Origin of the sequence: Barnesiella propionica (assembly GCF_025567045.1) — a bacterium.
Taxonomy (GTDB): domain Bacteria; phylum Bacteroidota; class Bacteroidia; order Bacteroidales; family Barnesiellaceae; genus Barnesiella_B; species Barnesiella_B propionica.
In genome coordinates this window covers 12,889-32,558 of the sequence record NZ_JAOQJK010000004.1, presented here as the reverse complement: position 1 = coordinate 32,558, position 19,670 = coordinate 12,889, and the positions used below count along the sequence as shown (strand labels likewise).

At 41.4% G+C, this 19,670-nt stretch carries 15 protein-coding genes and 1 pseudogene; all 16 read right to left on the bottom strand.

The window, feature by feature from the left end; translation table 11 throughout:
- Nucleotides 1-12 precede the first annotated feature (12 nt).
- Nucleotides 13-1,443, bottom strand: a complete 1,431-nt coding sequence (locus tag OCV73_RS06525) for a NupC/NupG family nucleoside CNT transporter (RefSeq protein ID WP_262512898.1) — start codon at nt 1,441-1,443, stop codon at nt 13-15.
- 28 nt (nt 1,444-1,471) lie between these two features.
- The gene (locus tag OCV73_RS06520) at nt 1,472-2,704 is read right to left on the bottom strand and encodes a nucleoside permease (RefSeq protein WP_147550567.1); all 1,233 of its coding nucleotides are present in this window, start codon (nt 2,702-2,704) and stop codon (nt 1,472-1,474) included.
- 95 nt (nt 2,705-2,799) lie between these two features.
- Nucleotides 2,800-3,363, bottom strand: coding sequence for a bifunctional nuclease family protein (locus OCV73_RS06515; protein ID WP_147550565.1), 564 nt, complete (start codon nt 3,361-3,363; stop codon nt 2,800-2,802).
- Between the two features lie 126 nt (nt 3,364-3,489).
- Complete coding sequence (gene mnmA / locus OCV73_RS06510; protein ID WP_147550563.1) at nt 3,490-4,554, bottom strand: tRNA 2-thiouridine(34) synthase MnmA; 1,065 nt, start codon at nt 4,552-4,554, stop codon at nt 3,490-3,492.
- Between the two features lie 140 nt (nt 4,555-4,694).
- On the bottom strand, nt 4,695-5,162 hold the full coding sequence (locus tag OCV73_RS06505) for a DoxX family protein (protein ID WP_147550561.1): 468 nt from the start codon (nt 5,160-5,162) through the stop codon (nt 4,695-4,697).
- A 201-nt stretch (nt 5,163-5,363) separates the two neighbouring features.
- Nucleotides 5,364-6,257 (bottom strand): DUF5106 domain-containing protein, encoded by an 894-nt coding sequence (locus OCV73_RS06500; RefSeq protein WP_147550560.1) that lies wholly within the window; start codon nt 6,255-6,257, stop codon nt 5,364-5,366.
- A 178-nt stretch (nt 6,258-6,435) separates the two neighbouring features.
- Nucleotides 6,436-7,101 (bottom strand): GDSL-type esterase/lipase family protein, encoded by a 666-nt coding sequence (locus OCV73_RS06495; protein WP_147550558.1) that lies wholly within the window; start codon nt 7,099-7,101, stop codon nt 6,436-6,438.
- A gap of 6 nt (nt 7,102-7,107) precedes the next feature.
- Entirely contained in the window at nt 7,108-7,932 is an 825-nt protein-coding gene (murQ, locus tag OCV73_RS06490; RefSeq protein WP_147550556.1) for an N-acetylmuramic acid 6-phosphate etherase, read from the bottom strand.
- Nucleotides 7,933-7,942: 10 nt separating this feature from the next.
- Nucleotides 7,943-8,779 carry an ATPase gene (locus OCV73_RS06485; RefSeq protein ID WP_147550554.1) on the bottom strand — a complete coding sequence of 279 codons (837 nt, stop codon included), beginning with the start codon at nt 8,777-8,779 and terminating at the stop codon, nt 7,943-7,945.
- The gene (locus OCV73_RS06480; protein ID WP_147550552.1) at nt 8,776-9,951 is read right to left on the bottom strand and encodes an acyltransferase family protein; all 1,176 of its coding nucleotides are present in this window, start codon (nt 9,949-9,951) and stop codon (nt 8,776-8,778) included. Before OCV73_RS06480 ends, OCV73_RS06485 begins: the two co-directional genes overlap by 4 nt.
- Nucleotides 9,948-12,746, bottom strand: coding sequence for an FAD-binding and (Fe-S)-binding domain-containing protein (locus tag OCV73_RS06475; RefSeq protein WP_147550550.1), 2,799 nt, complete (start codon nt 12,744-12,746; stop codon nt 9,948-9,950). Before OCV73_RS06475 ends, OCV73_RS06480 begins: the two co-directional genes overlap by 4 nt.
- Nucleotides 12,747-12,781: 35 nt before the next feature.
- Nucleotides 12,782-14,008, bottom strand: a complete 1,227-nt coding sequence (locus tag OCV73_RS06470) for an exo-beta-N-acetylmuramidase NamZ family protein (protein WP_262512915.1) — start codon at nt 14,006-14,008, stop codon at nt 12,782-12,784.
- Between the two features lie 1,418 nt (nt 14,009-15,426).
- Nucleotides 15,427-15,930, bottom strand: a pseudogene (locus OCV73_RS14605) (MFS transporter); the annotation flags it as partial.
- Between the two features lie 11 nt (nt 15,931-15,941).
- A complete protein-coding gene (locus OCV73_RS06460; protein WP_147550546.1) occupies nt 15,942-17,255 on the bottom strand; it encodes a SpoIID/LytB domain-containing protein in 1,314 nt (437 codons plus the stop codon).
- The gene (locus OCV73_RS06455) at nt 17,252-18,196 is read right to left on the bottom strand and encodes a DUF4922 domain-containing protein (RefSeq protein WP_147550544.1); all 945 of its coding nucleotides are present in this window, start codon (nt 18,194-18,196) and stop codon (nt 17,252-17,254) included. The genes OCV73_RS06460 and OCV73_RS06455 overlap by 4 nt, the downstream gene beginning before the upstream one ends.
- A 4-nt stretch (nt 18,197-18,200) precedes the next feature.
- A complete protein-coding gene (locus tag OCV73_RS06450; RefSeq protein ID WP_147550542.1) occupies nt 18,201-19,664 on the bottom strand; it encodes a glycosyltransferase family 2 protein in 1,464 nt (487 codons plus the stop codon).
- Between the last annotated feature and the right edge of the window lie 6 nt (nt 19,665-19,670).

Sequence of the window (19,670 nt, the reverse complement as noted above, 5' to 3'; positions counted from 1 at the left end):
ATCAGTATATTATTATCCTAACAACAGACCTATCATCGTAGCAGACATACATGAAGTGAGCGCACCACAAACCATTGCCGCAAATCCATACCGGGCAATCAAAGGTCTCAGAGAAGGAGCCAAAGCACCTATTCCTCCGATCTGCATGCCTATGGAGCCTATATTAGCAAATCCGCATAAGGCAAAGGTAACTATAACTATCGACTTTTCCTCAACAAATGCACCTGCGTTTTTCAACATACTGAAATCGGCATAAGCAACAAATTCATTCAAAATGGTTTTAGTTCCGAGAAGGGCAGCGACATCCGGCACGTCAGCACCGCAAACACCCATCAGCCACGCGACCGGAGCAAAAATCCATCCGGCAATATACTGGAAATCAAACGTAACAGGATGACCTGAAAGTCCCGATAACCATTCATTAAGCCCGGTATAACGGCCCAAAATCCCTCCAAGTAAATAATTGACCAATGCTATACATGCAACAAATACCAGCAACAACGCTGCGACATTGACAGCCAGCCGCACTCCCTGCAAAGTTCCGTTAGATAGAGCATCCAACAAACCATTCCCTACAGAATCCCGCTTTACATCAGCATCCTTTACCGACAATTCAGTTTGAGGAACAACCATACGGGCAAAAGCAACCGCTCCTGGAGCAGCCATGACAGAAGCCGTTATCAGGTACTTGGCAAATAATTCCCGGGAAACAGGATCCGAACCACCCAGCATTCCTATATAAGTAGTCATTACCCCACCTGCAATAGTCGCCATTCCCGAAGTCATGACCAAAAATATTTCGGCCTTGTTCATTCCCGATAAATAACCCTTCACAAGTAAAGGAGCTTCGCACATTCCTAAAAAAATATTTCCAGCAACCGTAGCACCTTCTGCGCCGGACAAACGAAATATCTTATGTAGTCCCCTCCCCAGCCAACGTACTACCCACTGGATAACATTCAAATAATAAAGAAGATGAGTGAGTGCCGCAAAAAAGATAATAGCAGGTAAAACCTGAAATACGAATATATGACCGACCTTCTGCATATCTACTAAACTACCGAAAAGAAAAATAGAACCTGCACGCGTAAAATCCAGAATTTTAACAAAGCATTTTCCTAAAAAACCGAACAATTGCTGAATACCGGGAATATACATAACCGATACAGCAAGCAACATTTGCACGGCTAAAGCGCCGACAACAACTTTCCAATCAATTGATCTACGGTCCCGGCTCATAAGCCAACCGATAAGAAGTAAACCAGCCATACCCAAAATACCCCGAAGGAACGATTCCGGAGTAATACCCGTTAAAGGTAATGGAACCGAAGAAGGGATCGTATTCCCGGCATGAACGGTAAAACCGAACGCCAAAAAAGAAAAACACAAAAGAGCCCGTAACGAGCTCTTTTGTATCTTTATTATTTTATTTATCTGCATCATAATCTTTTAAAAACCGATTTTTTCAATATCAAGCATGCTCATGTTTATACTTAAAGACCAAAGCAAACAAGATACCTATTACCAATGCATAAGCAGCAAAAGAATACCAACATGCCGGCCAATCGGTCACCCCGTTCTTCGTAAAATAATCGACTACGGCCCCGCTGGCATATCCGCCGATAACGGCCCCGAAGCCATTGGTCATCATCATGAACAAGCCTTGTCCGCTGGCGCGTATTTCCGGTGTCGTTGATTTTTCCACGAACAAGGAACCTGATATATTAAAAAAATCAAAAGCCATACCGTAAACAATCATAGAGAGGATAAGCCATACCATACCGCCCGCACTCGGATCGCCAATACCAAAGAAACCGAAACGCAGCACCCATGCAAACATACTCATCAGCATAACATTCTTTATTCCGAAACGCCCAAGGAAGAAAGGTATTGCCAGAATGAAAAGAGTTTCTGACATTTGCGAAATAGACAAAAGTATATTAGGATGCTCTACACCGAAAGAATGCTCGAATTCGGGAATAGCTTTAAAACTGTCCAGAAAAGATCCCCCGAACGTATTGGTTATTTGTAACGCAGCCCCCAAAAGCATGGAGAACAGAAAAAATATAGCCATCTTCTTTTGCTTGAAAAGCACCAAGGCATCTAAGCCTAAAGCAGACATCAGAGATTTACGTTCTCCCCGCGCCGAAGGAGGGCAAGCCGGCAACGTAAACGAATAAAGTCCAAGCAATAAAGCTGCCCCTGACGCCACGAAAAGCTGAGCGTTGGAACGTGCTATTCCACTTAGATCCACAGCCCACATGGCACAAATAAAACCGACCGTACCCCATACACGTATAGGAGGAAAATCTTTAACAACATCCATACCATGCTTTTCCAATGCATTATAAGAAACCGTATTTACCAGTGCTAAAGTCGGCATGTACACCATCATATTTAGCAAAAGGATCCAGTACATCGTAGTATAATCGGTAACTGTAGAAGCCGAGAACAGCAAAACAGCTCCCACAATATGACATAATCCGAGCAACCTTTCGGCATTTAGCCACTTATCGGCAACAATACCCATAAGACCGGGCATAAACAAAGAAGCAATACCCATTGTAGCAAAGATAGCACCTATCTGGCCTCCTTCGAAATGAAGAGAGCCCCCCATATAACCTCCTAAAGATATAAGCCAAGAACCCCAGATAAAGAACTGGAGAAAATTCATTATTATCAAACGGAATTTTACATTATTCATAGCACCTTGATTTTTAGATTAATTTCTTCGATAGTTATTCATTCATTTGTGTGAGATTGGCAAATCTACGAAAATTTATATAAAAACAAACGGATTCACCGTTTCTGACGAATTAATTGCTGTATATATGCTGCTTGTTCATAAGCTTCTTCTTCTACTGCTTTTGTCAAAAGTTCCTCCAATTCCTTTACCGATTTATTTTCCAGAACCTCATCTTGTTCCTGATGTTTTTCTTCCAGACCCTCGTCTTCCAGAATAAATCCGGCTTGCTCCGCTATCGTTTCACTGGTATAAATATCGGCATTGGTCCGTAAAGCAATAGCAATGGCATCGGAAGTACGTGAATCAACTCTCATTTGGCGTTCCCCGTCATCAAACAGCAACTCGGACGAAAAAACCCCATCTTCAAAACGGTATATATAAACTTCCGTCAAACGTATGCCGAAACCATGCGCAAAGCTTACAAAAAGGTCATGTGTCATTGGACGGGGAGGTATGAGATTTTCAAGACGTATCGCAATGGCTTGCGCTTCGGCGGTCCCTATAATGATAGGAATACGCCGGGGACCGTTCTCCTCCGCCAGTACCAGAGCATAAGCACCATTTTGTACCTGACTGTATGTAATTCCCAGAACTCTGAGTTTTACGCGTTTTTCCAAAATATTTACGTTTTATTTGTTATTGTTATATCAAAAACAAATATAACAGTTTTTTTGTTTCATCATCAATTTACAGAAAGAAAAGAGCGATATTTACCCGCACTATAAACGTTTATTTACCTTATTTTATAGTGTTATAACACCACTCCCGTAACATAAACGGCTATCCTTGTCGTAAACAACAGCAAATTGTCCCGGAGCAATTCCCTGGATAGGAACCGAAGATTCTATAGTATATTGTCCGCCACCTGCATTAAATATCTTTCCGGATATGAATTCAGGTGTATGGCGGTTCTTAAAAGTAATATCCACAGGAAATTTCTCTCCTTTCCAAGGATCCAGCGTAATAAAATGGAAATCTGCCAGATGAAGAATATAGCCGTATTGTTTATCGGTATCATAACCGTTTGATACAAATATAGTGTGCGTATCTATATCTTTTTTAACTACATACCAGGGCCCCCCGCTGAGACCTAATCCTTTTCGTTGTCCTATCGTATGGAACCATATGCCCCTGTGCCGGCCCAGAACTTTTCCTGTTTCCAGTTCCACGATAGGGCCGGGATGTTCTCCGAGATGACGACGGATGAAATCATTGTAATCGATATTACCTAAAAAACAAATCCCCTGGCTGTCTCTCCGTTTCGCATTGGGCAACCGGGCCTCCCGGGCTATTCGCCGGACCTCCTCTTTATACATATTTCCTAAAGGGAACATGAGCTTCGATACTTGCAGAGCATCAATCTGAGCTAAAAAATCGGTCTGGTCTTTTACAGGGTCTGCTGCAGTAGAAAGAAAAATATGTCCGTCCACATTCGTTGTTGTGGCGTAATGACCGGTAGCTGTCCTGTCGAAATCTTTACCCCAACGTTCTTCGAAAAATCCGAACTTTATCATTTTATTACACATCATATCCGGATTAGGAGTGAGCCCTGCTTTCACTGTTCTTAATGCATATTCCATCACATTCTCCCAATACTCGTCATGCAAGGATACAACCTCAAAAGGTAATCTGTATTTCCGGGCAATAGCCTTGCACATCTCAATATCCTCCTCGGCAGAACAATCACCTATTTCGTTATCCATACCAATACGAATATAAAAAAGAGCAGGATCTATCCCCTCTTCCTTTAATTTATGCACGACTACGGCACTATCAACTCCGCCGGATATTAATGCTGCAACATTCATAATATTATTTTTGCTACAAAAATAAAGAAAAGACAAGTTAACAAAAAAACAGCTTCTCTAAATTATACTATACTTAAAAAAACAAAAGGGATTATCTTTATATTCAATAGATAATCCCCGTTTCGTTTTGTATTAATATTTTATTCTTCCCCGCCAAACTCCGGAGCTATACTTTTATGAGAAATGAATTTAATGGAAAAAAGATAATCAAGGGACAACATACCCGGGCCCGCCAGTAATATATACATATAAATACCCATATACATCGTAGGTAATTCCGCCGTTGCTAAAGAGAGAGGTTCAAAAGTAAAATATCCGGCCACAAGCATGGAAAAAATCAAAGGAATAGCAGCCAAACGGGTCATAAATCCCAAAATTAACAGGAAAGAACATCCTACTTCTACCAAGATTATCATGATAAGAGACATTTCGCTGCTCATACCTAAAGCAGGATAAAAAGTATCTTTCAGTATATCGAAATGAGAAATTTTAGCCAGCCCGTGAATAAGCATCATAATGCCTACAAAACAACGGATAAAAAAACGGGAAAGGTTATTATACCTGTCCGTCAGCAAAAGATTGAACAATTCTTCTTTTTTATTTCTCATACCTATATTTATTATTTTATCAAAATAACAATTCACACAGCGAATAGTTAATCGGTTTTCAAATAGATAAATAAAAAATGTGCCAGACCTCTCATTTATTTTATTTCAGGTGTTGTTATCATACTATGCTCACGCACAATTTAGGTGTTATTAATATACAAAAATAACGATTCGCATCGTGACAGTCTGGCACATTATCTTTTATTCCTGTAGTAAAGCATTCTCCACTTCTTCAAGTTTAGGATGCTTTAATATTATTTTTTTAGATCCATCCAAAAGATACAATACAGGCAATCTTTTCAAGTCAAAAGAAGTATCCTCTTTTATACTTGCATTGATCCAATTTTCAGGATATCCTTTAGCTTTTGTAATCCAAGGCTCCTTATTTCCATAGGGGTAAAGAGATACAACCGTAAGTTTTCCGGATTCTATCATCTTCTGCACACCGGGAGAAACATCAAGACGAACCTTCATTAAAGAACAATCGGCACAATCGGGATCACTAAAGAAAAGCAAAATAAAATCCGTATTAAGTTTCTTAAGTTTCCCCTTTTTCCCTTCGGGTGTCACATATTCGAAATCATCGGCAACCATTCCCGGGTTATTGGAAGTCAATATCTTTTGCTGTAAGCGGTACCGGGCCCTCTCCTCTTTATCAACTCCCTTTGCAGCGAGAATCTTTTCCACAAATGGCAAGTAAGCTTCTCCACTCGAATAAGGAGCGTCGGGACTAAAAAAATATTTTTCAGCTAAACGTACATACAGTTGTAATATGTGTTTATCGATATCAGCCCGTATGAGCAACTTCTCAATCGAGGTAAGAACCGTCTCCCGCGGAACCAGACCGAATAAATTTATATAGTCGGTAAAAGCCTGCTCTACTATACCGGGAGAATTCAAATAAATCTTATCTTCTATTTTGAAATTATTCCAAAAATTCATGACAAGGAAATCGGCCCGGGAAGAAGGATCTGTTATTGTATCGGGAATAGCAGGATATACAAACGGCTCTGCCACTCTCTCTGCTGCAACACTTTTCACGGCAAATAAAGTACACATAACCAATAAAATAGTATACATTACTATATGCTTCATATCGTCTGCTACATTTCCTTGATTACAAAGGTAATAATAATTGAACCTGTATACTGTTTTTTGCCCAAAAATTAACTTTTGGTAACTATATATTGATAATTATTATTCTAAAAAATGCAGAGTAAAACGCCGTTATAAGGTGTTTTACTCTGCATTCCTACATTTTTTAGCAAAAAAATTATTTCATATAAGGAAGTAACACTTCTTTCCAAACAAGATAGGCTGGTCCCAAAAGATGCAATCCGTCATTCGTAAAATCAGGATTCATTTTTTGTGTACCCGGCATTACAAAATGAGAATACAGGTCTATATAAGTATAGCCGTTTCCTGAAGCGGCACTCTTCAACCGTTCATTGATATCCAATATCACCTGTTGTTTTCCCATCACTTTTTTATACCGTCCGAAATCATCGTTAGTAGGCAGCAAACTTTGCACATATAACTGGGTATTCGGTGTCTCCTTTCTTATTTTCCGCACTATCTTATCTATTGAATCCACGATACTATCGACAGAAAGGTCGTGTGATATATCATTAACGCCTATCATTAAAAAGATCTTTCGAGGCTTCCCTTTTATAACTGGGTTCAACCTGTCATAAACACCCTGGATAACATCCGAACTTATTCCCCTGTTCTTTACATGAGCATTATTGAAAAGCTCATGCCATTCGCAGCCATTAGTAAGGCTGTTGCCCAGAAAAATTATATCCTCACTGCTTACAGGCAGCACATCGAATAACGTAGCCCTCTGATAATAAAACTCATTATATTTATATGCTTCCTGCGCCCAGGCACCGGATGTATACAGTAAGAAAAACGTCCACAATAAAGATAGCTTTTTCATTTTCGTTTATTTAGCGTGTTCCTGACGATAAGCGTCCACAGCCTTTTTTACAGAACCATGCATCAGCAAAAGACGCTTAGCTTGTTCATAATCCATATTTAACTCTTCGGAAACCATCCGGGAACCTCGGTCTACCAATTTTTTATTGGACAGTTGCATATTAACCATTTTATTCCCTTTTACTCGTCCGAGTTGTATCATAACCGATGTAGTGATCATATTCAAAATCATCTTCTGACCCGTTCCGGATTTCATGCGTGAACTCCCGGTAACATATTCCGGACCTACTACCATTTCGATAGCGACATCGGCCTCAGCGGCCATAGGAGAATCGGGATTACTGGAAATAGAGCCTGTAAGTATCCCATGTTCACGGGCAGCATGCAAAGCACCTATGACATAAGGAGTAGTACCTGAAGCGGCGATCCCTATTACGGTATCCTTTTCATTGATATTATGTTCCTTCAATTCTTCCCAGCCTCTTTCCGTATCATCTTCGGCATTCTCTACCGGATTACGCAAAGCCGTATCTCCTCCGGCAATAAGCCCGATAATCAACGTCGGAGGCATACCGAACGTCGGAGGAATCTCCGAAGCATCCAAAACTCCCAGACGGCCACTCGTACCCGCACCCATATAAAAGATACGGCCACCCTGCTTCATACGAGGTACAATTAATGAAACAAGTTTTTCTATCTGAGGAATAGCCTTTTGAACGGCTAAAGCCACTTTTTGATCCTCTGTATTGATATCATCAAGTATCTCCCGGACCGATTTTGTCTCGAGATTATTATAGAGCGAAGGTTGCTCTGTTATTTTTACAAATGCCATAATACGTTTTTTAATTGTTGGAATGATATTGAATAAGACCCTCCATAGGACTCTTAATAATAGTACCTAACTCAACCTGCAATGCATCTGCCGCTTCGGCCAGGACTTCACGGTAATAATAAGCAATAGAACCTATAAAATGCACTTTGGTATGTTTATAATCATACTGCATAACATTACGGACAAAGAAATTCTTGAACCCGTTAAGAACCAGTCTATGAATGCAAGGTTCTTCTATATTTTCTATAAGGAACGGAGAAAGTGTCGCCAGGAACCTGTTCGGGAACGGTTTCTTATATACTCGGTCCAGAATGATCTGAGGAGTAAGGCCGAACTGTTTAAAGAATTTTTCTTTTAACTCAGGGGTCAATTGATTTTTAAGACAATCGCCTACCAATAATTTCCCCAGAACAGCACCGCTGCCCTCATCGCCCAATATATATCCGAGCGGAGATACATTGCTGACAATCTCTTTGCCATCGTAATAACAAGAGTTAGATCCTGTTCCCATAATACAGGCGATACCCGCATTATCTCCACAAAGGCCTCTTGCCGCCGCCAACAGATCACTACCCACCTCGATAGGAACAGGAATGTGTGCATGAATGGCTTTGCGCACTATCTCATTTTTCTCAGGGAACGCGCAACCCGCTCCGTAAAAGAAAATCGAATCAATTTTCAAATCACCCAATTGAGGCATAAGTTCTGTCGCGATGGCCTCGCTTATTTCTTCCTCTGTCTGAAAAAAGGGATTCGTTCCTTTAGTAAAAAACTGGTGAACCAGTTTTCCGTTTTCTACCACACACCAATCGGTTTTGGTAGAACCACTGTCTGCAATTATAATCATATCTTTATATATATTTTCTTTTTATATAATACATACCCTATTATCCAGTTAAATCCTACAAATAAAAGAGCAAAGACTAATGAAGCAAAAGTCTTGTCTCCCAATGCAGGGACAAGAAGGCCGTTATATATAAAACCTTTTATTGTAACCAATTCACCCCCGCTTGTCACATAAATGTTCCCCATAAGGATAGAAAGAACGGCTCCGAGCACATACATAAACAACGGGTTTATTCCGAATGCCTCGAAGAAGCGGCTCCAAGCCTTATACCCTTTAATATCTATAATCCATATCAACAGGGCAAGGAAAGTTGAGGCCATACCACAAGTGGCGAAAACAAAAGTGGGCGACCATATTTTTTTACTGATAGGACAACCGTAATCGAGCAGAAATCCGCCGAACGTAAGGATAGCACCCACAATAAACAAATACTGGATGCGTTCGGAATTATCTTTTGTCGACATAATAAGCATACCGCAATAAAAACCTATGAGCACATGGCAAATAGAAGGTATAGTACTTAAAAGCCCCTCAGGATCTAACGCCAGCCCTCCGTCATGATACATGTGATTAGAACCCAGTATTGCACGGTCGACTACCGATAGTATGTTATTTTCGGAAAATTCGAAACCGTTTCCTGTTATAAGAATAATAAAATAGATAGCCAAAGTTGTCAATATTAAAGCCGGGATGTATTTATGTTTCACCGACAAGGCTATCAGTGCAGAAACACCATAAGCAATTGCCAAACGAGGCATTACACCTAAAATACGAATACGGTCAAAATTCCACATCGCTTCACCCAAACGCTGAAAAAACGGCAGGTTTTCCGATTCCAGTTGATTGTAAGTGCGCATAGCCAGACCTAACCAGGCAATACCCAAACCAATGGCAAAAATCACAATAGTACGGCGGATAATTTTAACGGCTGCCGACGCACTCATTTGAAAATTATATTTTCTCAAAGACATATAGGTAGAAATACCCATAATGAACATAAAGAAAGGAAATACCAGATCGGTAGGAGTCAATCCTAACCATTGCGCATGTTCCAGAGGGGCATATATATGTCCCCACGAACCGGGATTATTAACCATAATCATACCCGCGATCGTAATACCGCGCAATACATCCAGAGATAATAAACGACTATTTGGCTGTACTTTTGTCATAGTGTTCTATTTTTAGGTTTAGTGCACTGATCTACTAAATATATAATCGAAACATACGGTATTCCTGCATTGGTCGTCAAACCGATTTCACAAGTACGGCTATTGGAATAACCCACCTCTATGCCCTCTTTTATAAGCTGGGGTTTTAATTTTCGCAATGCATAAGAATTCACTTCCGGATGTGTAAAACCTCTGTCTCCCGCAAATCCGCAACAACCTACCTCTTCGGGAACAAAGACATTCCTGGAGCAAAGACGGGCAAGGTCGATAATCGTATTTCCCAGATTCATCCGGCGCATCGAGCAGGTAACGTGTATGGAAACCGGCGTATCGATGGGTGTGAATTCCAGACGCTCTCTCAGGAAAGTATAAATAAATTCTGCGGGTTCATATAGTTTGACCTTAGTCATTACTTCGCGCATACGGTGCAGACAAGGACTCTGATCACACAACACAGGATAACGGCCTTGTTCACTGGCCTTATAAAGTGCAGTTTCCAGTTCGGCAGATTTACGATCCGCAATATCCATCATACCTTTACTTTCCCATATAGTACCGCAACAAAGCGAATCCATCTTCTCAGGAAAAATAACTTCATAACCGGCCTTTTGCAGCAACTGTACTGTTTTTTCTACCAAAGGGGTAGTATCGGGAGAGTTTTTAGCCGTTCCCATAGTCTGATTGATACAACTTGGGAAATAGACGACTTTCAAAGGTTCCTCTTTCTGCTCGATTTTATGAAGTCTGAAAGGCTTAGGCATAGCCGTAGTCCATAAAGGCATTCCCGCCGAATGCAACCCCTTAGCAACAGAAGTCATCATTCCCGATCCTAACATGCTATGAGCGACATTCGCCAGATAAAGGACGGGACGTAACGACGATTTTATTCCGGCAAAATGATTAGCGGCATAATCCCCTATCTTATATCCCAGACTGCCTGCAGGCAATTCCTCCTGACGGATATCATGTGTCAAATCCCCTACATTAATACCCATGGGACAAGACATAGAACATAATCCATCTCCCGCACACGTGGCATTTCCCAGATATTTATATTGTTTTTTCAACGTATCAAGACGTTCCTGTTGGTCGGGCAAAGACTTTAAACGGGATATTTCACGCTGTATAACAATGCGCTGACGGGATGATAAAGTAAAGCCACACGTAAGGCAGTTTACTTCACAAAAACCGCATTCTATACAACGGTCTACATGGACATTCGTCAATGGCATCGGCTTGAATCCTTTTATATAACATTCGGGATCGTCATTGAAAATGACACCGGGATTAAGTAAGCTCTCCGGATCGAACAATGACTTCACCTCCTTCATGACTTCATAAGCTTTTTCACCCCATTCGTATTTTACGAAAGGCGCCATATTACGGCCTGTTCCATGTTCTGCTTTTAATGAACCGTCATACTTATCAACGACAAGGGTTTTTACATCCTCCATCAAATCCTTATAACGCTTAACTTGTTCGGGCGTATCGAATGACTGACTGATGATAAAATGATAATTCCCTTCCAATGCATGTCCGTATATACAAGCCTCATCATAACCGTGTTCCGCCAGCATAGCCTGCAATTCGACAGTCGCATCGGGTAAATCCTCAATATGGAAAGCCACATCTTCAATAAGTACGGTCGTACCCAGTTTACGAGTCCCTCCTACCGAGGGGAATATGCCGGAACGAATTGCCCAGTATTTGGAATACTCTTCTGGTTTATCGGTAAAATAGACAGGTATATAAGTTTCAAATGAAGACAATATTTTTTTAATTGCATCTATATTGGCCTGCAATTCCTCAGGAGTATCGGCCTTGGTTTCGGTAAGCACGGCTGTAAGTCCTTCGCCCGTTGTATCGTTCACAGATACCAAAGACTTATTATCCAGCATCTCTGCTCCGAAAACCGGACCATGCTTCATAGCTACCACGGCACGGCAAGCTTCACGCATATCCTTAAAGTACAACATGGCACTGGCAGAATAAGGATAATCATGACCAGTAGCCATAGTTATTTCGGAGAGAAATGCCAATGTTCCCTCCGAACCGACCATCAAATGAGCTATAATATCGAACGGATCATCCTGACTTATAAAGGGCAGGATATTCAATCCGGTCACATTCTTGATAGAATATTTTTTACGAATACGTGACGATAATTCTTCATCGGCACGAACCTTGTCCCTGATCTCTTCGATCCGGGTAATAAACTGAGGATGTGTACGACGAAAATCGGAACGGCTTTTTTCGTCTCCTGTATCAAGTATTGTTCCGTCAGCCAAAACCAAACGGGCCGATAACATGACTTTATCGCTATTGGCATGCGTACCGCAATTCATACCCGAGGCATTATTCATAACGATACCGCCAACCATAGCCGATTTCACCGATGCAGGATCAGGGGCGAACTTACGGCCCAATGGCTTCAATATCTGATTGACACGTTCACCTATAAGTCCGGGTTGCATGGTTATGGTCTTTGCATCGGGAGATATAGTATATTTCTCCCAATTTTTCCCGGCCACGATAAGCACAGAATCACTTATACTCTGTCCGGAAAGGCTCGTACCCGCCGCACGAAATGTTACAGGCAACGAATATTTATGAGCCAATGCCATGAGACGCGAAACCTCTTCTTCAGAAGAAGAACGAATAACGACTTGCGGTATCATTCTATAGAAACCGGCATCCGTTCCCCAAGCCAGTAAACGCAGTTCGTCGGTATATATCCTGTCTTTAGGTATAAACTCCGAAACCTCTTTCAGATATGAAACATATTCTTTTTTCATCTTGCACCAAATATATCCTCTCTCCTCAGGGATTTTTATTTATATAAATAATATTTACGTGATAGCTTCTTAAAATTATCTACATCTTTATACCAGTAATCGCGAATATCGTCAAACCGGTAATTCCGGGAAAAGCGTTTACGTATCTGATCGCTTCCGCACACTTTGTCGAACATATCGAAACGTTTTTCATTGGCATTATCGAATACGGTCTTATCGGGATACATTGCAGCCAGTTCCTGCATAACATAGAATTGAGCTTCGGTAAGTTTAGCCTTATTAATGTCCATAATATGAACTTGCACTCCCTGATAATTTTTACCTTGTCCGGTTGAATAAAACGGCTTTATATGTATCGGACGAAATTTAAGGCCGGGAAGGTTCAACGCATTCATACGCTTGGCAAGTTTATCAGCCTCGATCCATTCTGCAGCAAACAACTCAAAAGGCAAAGTATATCCTACACCGATGGAAAGATATCCCAATTCACCCACAATACCTGTCGCCGGATAAAAATAAGCGGACTGGGGCTGCGGGATATGAGGAGACGAAATAATCCATTGCAAACCGGTATCGGTATAATTCATCTTACGTTTCCATCCTTTCATAGGCACGACTGTGAGCTTACAATCTTTTTTCAGCATATGTTCTCCTACAAGCATCTTGGCCAACTCACCACAAGTAAGTCCGTACAGATACGGAATCTTGAACTGACTGACAAACGATGTATAACCGTCTTCTACCAAATTACCTTCCACTTTAAGACCTCCGATAGGATTGGGCCTGTCGAGTACGACAAACTCAATACCGTTTTCTGCCGCTGCTTCCATCGCCACTCCCATTGTGCTTATATAAGTAAAAGACCGGCAACCGATATCTTGTATATCATAAACCAGCACGTCAATATCTTTCAACATTTCCGGAGTCGGTTTTCTGGTCTTTCCATACAGTGAAAGAACAGGAAGTCCCGTGGTTGCATCGAATGAATTCACGACCGTATCACCAGCGTGCACATTACCGCGAACACCATGTTCGGGTCCGAATAATGCAACCAGGTTTACATTAGGTGCTTCGAACAAGACATCTATTGTAGATTTCAAAGAATTATCCACACCCGTAGGATTGGTAATAAGGCCCACTCTCTTGCCTTCCAATATCTTAAAATTATCTTTTTTCAAAACTTCCAGTCCCGTCATTACTTTCTGGGCAGACATACTGCCGGCTAACAGGAAAAGGAGAGACAAAATTATATATTTCTTCATTTTCATAATACAGGATTTTCAATTTAACGTTCTTCTTCTGTTTGTGCTTCAAGCACGTCATTCTCTTTTTTTCCGAAATTAGGATCTATTTTAATAAATGCGCATACGGCAATAGTAGCGGCACAACAAATCATTGTCCAAAGGAAGAAATGCCGATACCCGATCGTTTCCTGCAGCCATCCCGCAGCCATTCCGGGAAGCATCATACCCAAAGCCATGAAACCCGTACAGATTGCATAATGTGCCGTCTTATGTTCTCCTTCAGAAAAATAGATAAGATAAAGCATGTATGCCGTAAAACCGAACCCGTAACCGAATTGTTCTATAAACACGCAAATGTTAATGGTCAGCAACGAGTGATCCTGGACATAGCTCAGGTAAACAAAGGTCAGGCAAGTAAGAGACATACTCCAGGCCATAGGCCATAACCATTTTTTCAAACCGCCTTTGGCTGCTACAAGTCCGCCGATAATACCGCCTATCGTTAATCCGATAATACCAACGGTACCATAAACGACGCCCACTTGACCGGTCGTTAATCCGAGACCTCCCTTATCGATAGGATCGAGCAGGAAAGGATTGATAAGTTTTACTAACTGAGCTTCGGGCAAACGATACAGCAACATGAATAGTATAGCGACAAAAGCTTGCTTCTTAGTAAAGAAGCTCTTGAACGTATCGAAAAACTCTTTCATAATATTACCTGCCGTCACATCTTTTGCCGGACGATCGGATGCAGGTCTCGGCAATACCCAACTATGATAGATGCTTACCAGGAAAAAGAAAGCGGACAGTGAAGCGAATACGATAAGCCACGCAAAAGGAATATTTCCGGAAGCACCTTCAAAAGTCGCCGAAGTCGTAGACTTAATTTTATGATCTATTCTAAACAATAAATATGCCGGTTTATCCCAGTTATCTGCAGTAAATTCAAAACGTGTAGACAGTTTACTCTGTTCCAGTTTGATACTCTGGTCACCATCCTTAAAAGTAACATTCAATATTTTCGTCTCATTCGCCGCCGGTTGTTTAGATAATCGAACACCCACGACAGCAATGTTATCCATCGCCTCTTCGGTCTTCTCACGTTTCTCACCGAACATATCTCTCACCCATGTGGTAAAAGCACTCTCTTTTTTTGCAGCCTGCGCTACACTATTATTATCGTTTATATCTTCGGCAGGGACAAATTTATTAGCTATATTCGACTCTTTAACCTGCCTTTCGAGCATTGCGATTTGAGTTTTCGCATCGACGGAATCGCCCGATATTGCTTTAACACCTGCCTTTATCACAGGCGAAGTATATACAAAATGCATGTCTCCCGTATTGTCTATAACCGAATCTTTAAAAGTAGGAAGCGTAAGCGTATTGGTATACGCAGGATCGGCCTGTACTTCCAGCATAGCCGGTTCAAGACCCGTACCTGTCTCGATCAAACCTGCAATAATAACCAGCAATCCCTGGCCGGCAACCGTCGCAACACGATAAAAAGTACTGCGGATACCGACATACAAAGACTGTTCATGTTCGGTAAGAGCAAGCATGTAATAACCATCGGCTGCTATATCATGCGTGGCAGAGGTAAATCCCACGATCCAGAATACGGCCAGCGTCAGTTGGAAGAAAAACGGAGTTGGAATCGTAAATGCTATACCCGCCAGAGCAAACGCCAGTATCCACTGCATGGTAAGCGTCCACCAGCGTTTAGTCTTAATTAAATCAACGAAAGGGCTCCAAAAAGGTTTTATAACCCAAGGCAAATATAACCAACCTGTATATAAAGCAATATCGGTATTGGAAATACCCAATCGCTTGTACATAATCACGGAAATTGTCATTACCGCTACATAAGGCAGCCCCTGTGCAAAATATAATGAGGGAATCCATGCCCAGGGAGAAACTTTCTTCTTGTTGTCCATAGTATATTTCATTAATATAATTTTTCAATAACTGCATCTACAAAGTAGTGCAACAGTATATCCTCGTATTTATAACCTTGCTCGCCCATTACGGCAGCACCTATCTGGCACAGTCCTACTCCATGTCCCCAACCGGCTCCCCGCAAAACAAACCGTCCGGGAACCCCGCTATGCACATCTTCCTTTTCTACAACAAAAGCAGAACTATACAAATGTGATGCAGACAATATACGGCGTATCTCAAGCTCTTTACCCACAATAAGGGTCTTTTTAGTTCCTATGATTTTTAATTTAACCAGACGTCCAGAGGTTCCCCGCTCTACCGGAACCATATCCAATATCTGTCCGAAATCAATTCCGGAACGTTTAAGGATAAGAGCCGATAATTCTTCTTGGGAATAACTTACAGTCCACCGATAAAAATCGGTGGTTTCCTGATCATAATTATTCAATACCTGAGATAATATATTCTTATCTGTGGTATTACAAAATGCATCGGGAGAAGTACATATCCATTCCCTGGCATTATTTTCATCCCTTAAATCAGGAAAATCCGTTTCGTCTTTACCGTCTCTTAATTTTACCAGATACGGATGTTTTATATCTTCCCAGCAAGTCTGGAATTCTTCTACAACTCCACCGCAACATTTGGAAAAACGCGCGTCACATATCTTACCGGCATAAGAAACAACCTGTCCCCGGGTAGCCTCGATAGCTTCAGCAACTACAGTAGTAGACGCACGGGTTATACCTTGATACCTTTGACAATGATCATCGGCACATACATCAAACAGGGTATGGTCTTCTCTGTCGTACCAGCGGATGAATTCAGTTTCCGTCTCTATAACCGACACGGCTTTCTTGTCATCCCGGAGCAATTCTTTATTCTTTTGTATCTGTGCAAGTAACCAGCTACGTGAAATAACAGCATGGGCTTTAAGTAATTCCAAAGAAGCCGTAGCACTCATTTCAGAAGATATCACACTCAACAAATAATCTTCTACAGGAAGACAATTAACAGCAATAATTCGTTCGTCCTGTACAATCAGTTTCAAAGTTCCACGAAACCGTTGCGTTTCCTTTCGTTCCCAATGGAAATTAACTCCTATCGTAACGTCTTTCAAATAGAAAGAGTCTGAAGCCGGATTTTTCGGGAAAAAAGAAAGTTCATTCCACAGACGTCCTTGCCATACGATCTTTCCATCTTGATATACAGCTTCTTGTTCTCCGGTAAAACAATCATTTCCCAAAGAATACGCTCCATCTAAAATAAATCCGATACTGGATGAGGACATGATGCCCACACTTACTTGCGGTTCGTTCATATTATAGATTTTATACGTTCCACCACTTTTGCGGATTCACTCTCATCCAGACAAACTTCACCTAATATTTCCCGTATATCGGCCGCTGTAATCTTCTCAAAATCCTTTTCCAGAGGCGTAATAAACACAGCACCCATATCTACCGAAGCCGGACTGATCAATAAATTACCCTCACCTTCTGCCGAATAGCAGGAAGGACGATGTTGGGCCCTGGGAAATACAGCTACGATCCATTTTCCGGCTTCATACCAAGCCAGAACGTTCATCATCGGTTCTTCTTCACCAGGTTTGATTTCCAAAGAAAGATATAACTTATCGAAAAGGAAAACAGCATCCTCTATAGTAGAGGATTCTATCATGAATACACTTCTCAGATAACCCTGCAATAAGGTCATACGTGCTCCGTTATGTACCGCTACCTTGGTATTAGCCCGGTCACGCCACTCTTTTTCTATAGGCATAAAACCTTTATTCCCTGCCTGAAAATGCATATGATCGGGAGCAGAAGCCCCGCAACGCGGACCATTATAAAATAAGGTAAACTCATCCAGGCTTTTAGCTAATTCCAGCATATCTCCCATCCGCGTACGTATACGTTGGTCCACATGTTCCTTATCAGGAATAGTGAGATGACGCGGAAAAATCGGGAACGGATTGATAAGAACTTCATACTTATCTCCAAACGGCAACCCGACTTGTATTTCAGGGCGGTTAGCGGCACAAAGAAAACATTTGCGCTCTTTCAAAGACTGTGTGTCAACTTTAGCCGACGAGGAAACAATCCTCGCCGGATTAAACTGTACCTTTATATTAAATCCATCGAAAGGAATGTCCTTAACTTTTACCGATGATAATGCCTCGTAGTTATTCCGTGCGGTTTCCCACACTTTTAACTGATCATCTAAAAGGGCCAAAGCCTGTGCTGAAGTTACCTCTTTCATCCTTTTATTTCGTTTTATTTAATGCAACACGAGCCTGTAATTCCCATGTACGGATACGGTCTTTATATGTATTATGAGCATTCATCTTCACAATATCTAACGACGCATCGGAATTATCGTCCCAACGGCGACAAAGATATACTACATCGTAAACACGGCCTATCTGAAACCGGCGGGAAAAATTAAGTCCCAGTGCATAATCTTCACCATAACTTGTATTCGGAACTTTTATATCACGCAAAACCGGTGTATAGAAAGCTCTCGGAGCTCCCAAACCGTTAATGCGCAATGCATTATTGCGACCGTTCTCAGGAGTCCATTCCTTATGGTCTATTATACCCGGGGCAATCATGTTCATATTGAAATCGGTCATCATGTAAGTTCCTACTACCATAGCACAATTCTGATCATAGAATGCCTGTACCATGGTCTTTAAGGTATTTTCATCTTTATAGACGTCATCACTGTCCAGTTGTACGGCAAATTTCCCGCATTTAGGGTGAGCAACTCCTACATTCCAGCATCCGCCGATACCCAGGTCGTTTCTTTCCGGAATAATATGGATAAGACGTTCGTCACCGGCAAATTCGTCGATAGCCTCGCTCGTACCATCGGTAGAATGGTTATCAATAATAATCAGGTTATATTTAAAATCGGCTTTTTGACTAAGCACCGAACGGATCGCATCGCGAATAGTACGAATACGGTTACGAACCGGAATAATAACCGAAGCCTCATATTCAAAATTCCCTGCACTAAATTCAATTTTTTCAAATTCAGGAACCAGATATCCTCCGATCTCTTTCAAATGCTCGGTACAAGCAGTTTCCATTTCAATCTGAACCCCGCGGTTTTTAGGATCTACATAATCAAATATTTTTTCTCCACTCTTACGGGTATCATTTTCAACTTCGGAGTATAAATATTCATTGATATGTACCAGCGATGCCTTTTGAGAAACTTTCAGGCGAAGATCATATAAACCGGCAAATTCATAATCGGTTTTCATACGTGAAACAGCCTCTTTCAATGCATCGGTACGATATAGTAGTACGGAACCGAAATTAAAGTCATCACGCAAGCTACCGAACTGATAATCTATAACAGGACTATTAACCCTCTTTTCTCCTGTTACCTGATAATGATCGGCATATACCATACCGGCGCCAGAATCCTGAGCTAAACGAACCATACGTTCTAAAGCATACATTCCTAACTCCAATGTAGTATATTTCGTATAGATCATTGTATATTCGGCCGCAGCATGAGCAGCAATAGCGCGCATAGTCTCGGTCGAATTAAGTGATTTCACGGGCAATACGACACAGCCTTCAACAGGCGCAGCATCGGGGGTTGTAGCTAATAAAAATATATCCGATACTTGATCGGTAGATTTAAGTCCTTCTATTGTCGCTTTCACTTGTGCCGCATCGGCATAAGGAACAAAACATTGGATAAATTTTCCCATAATTTG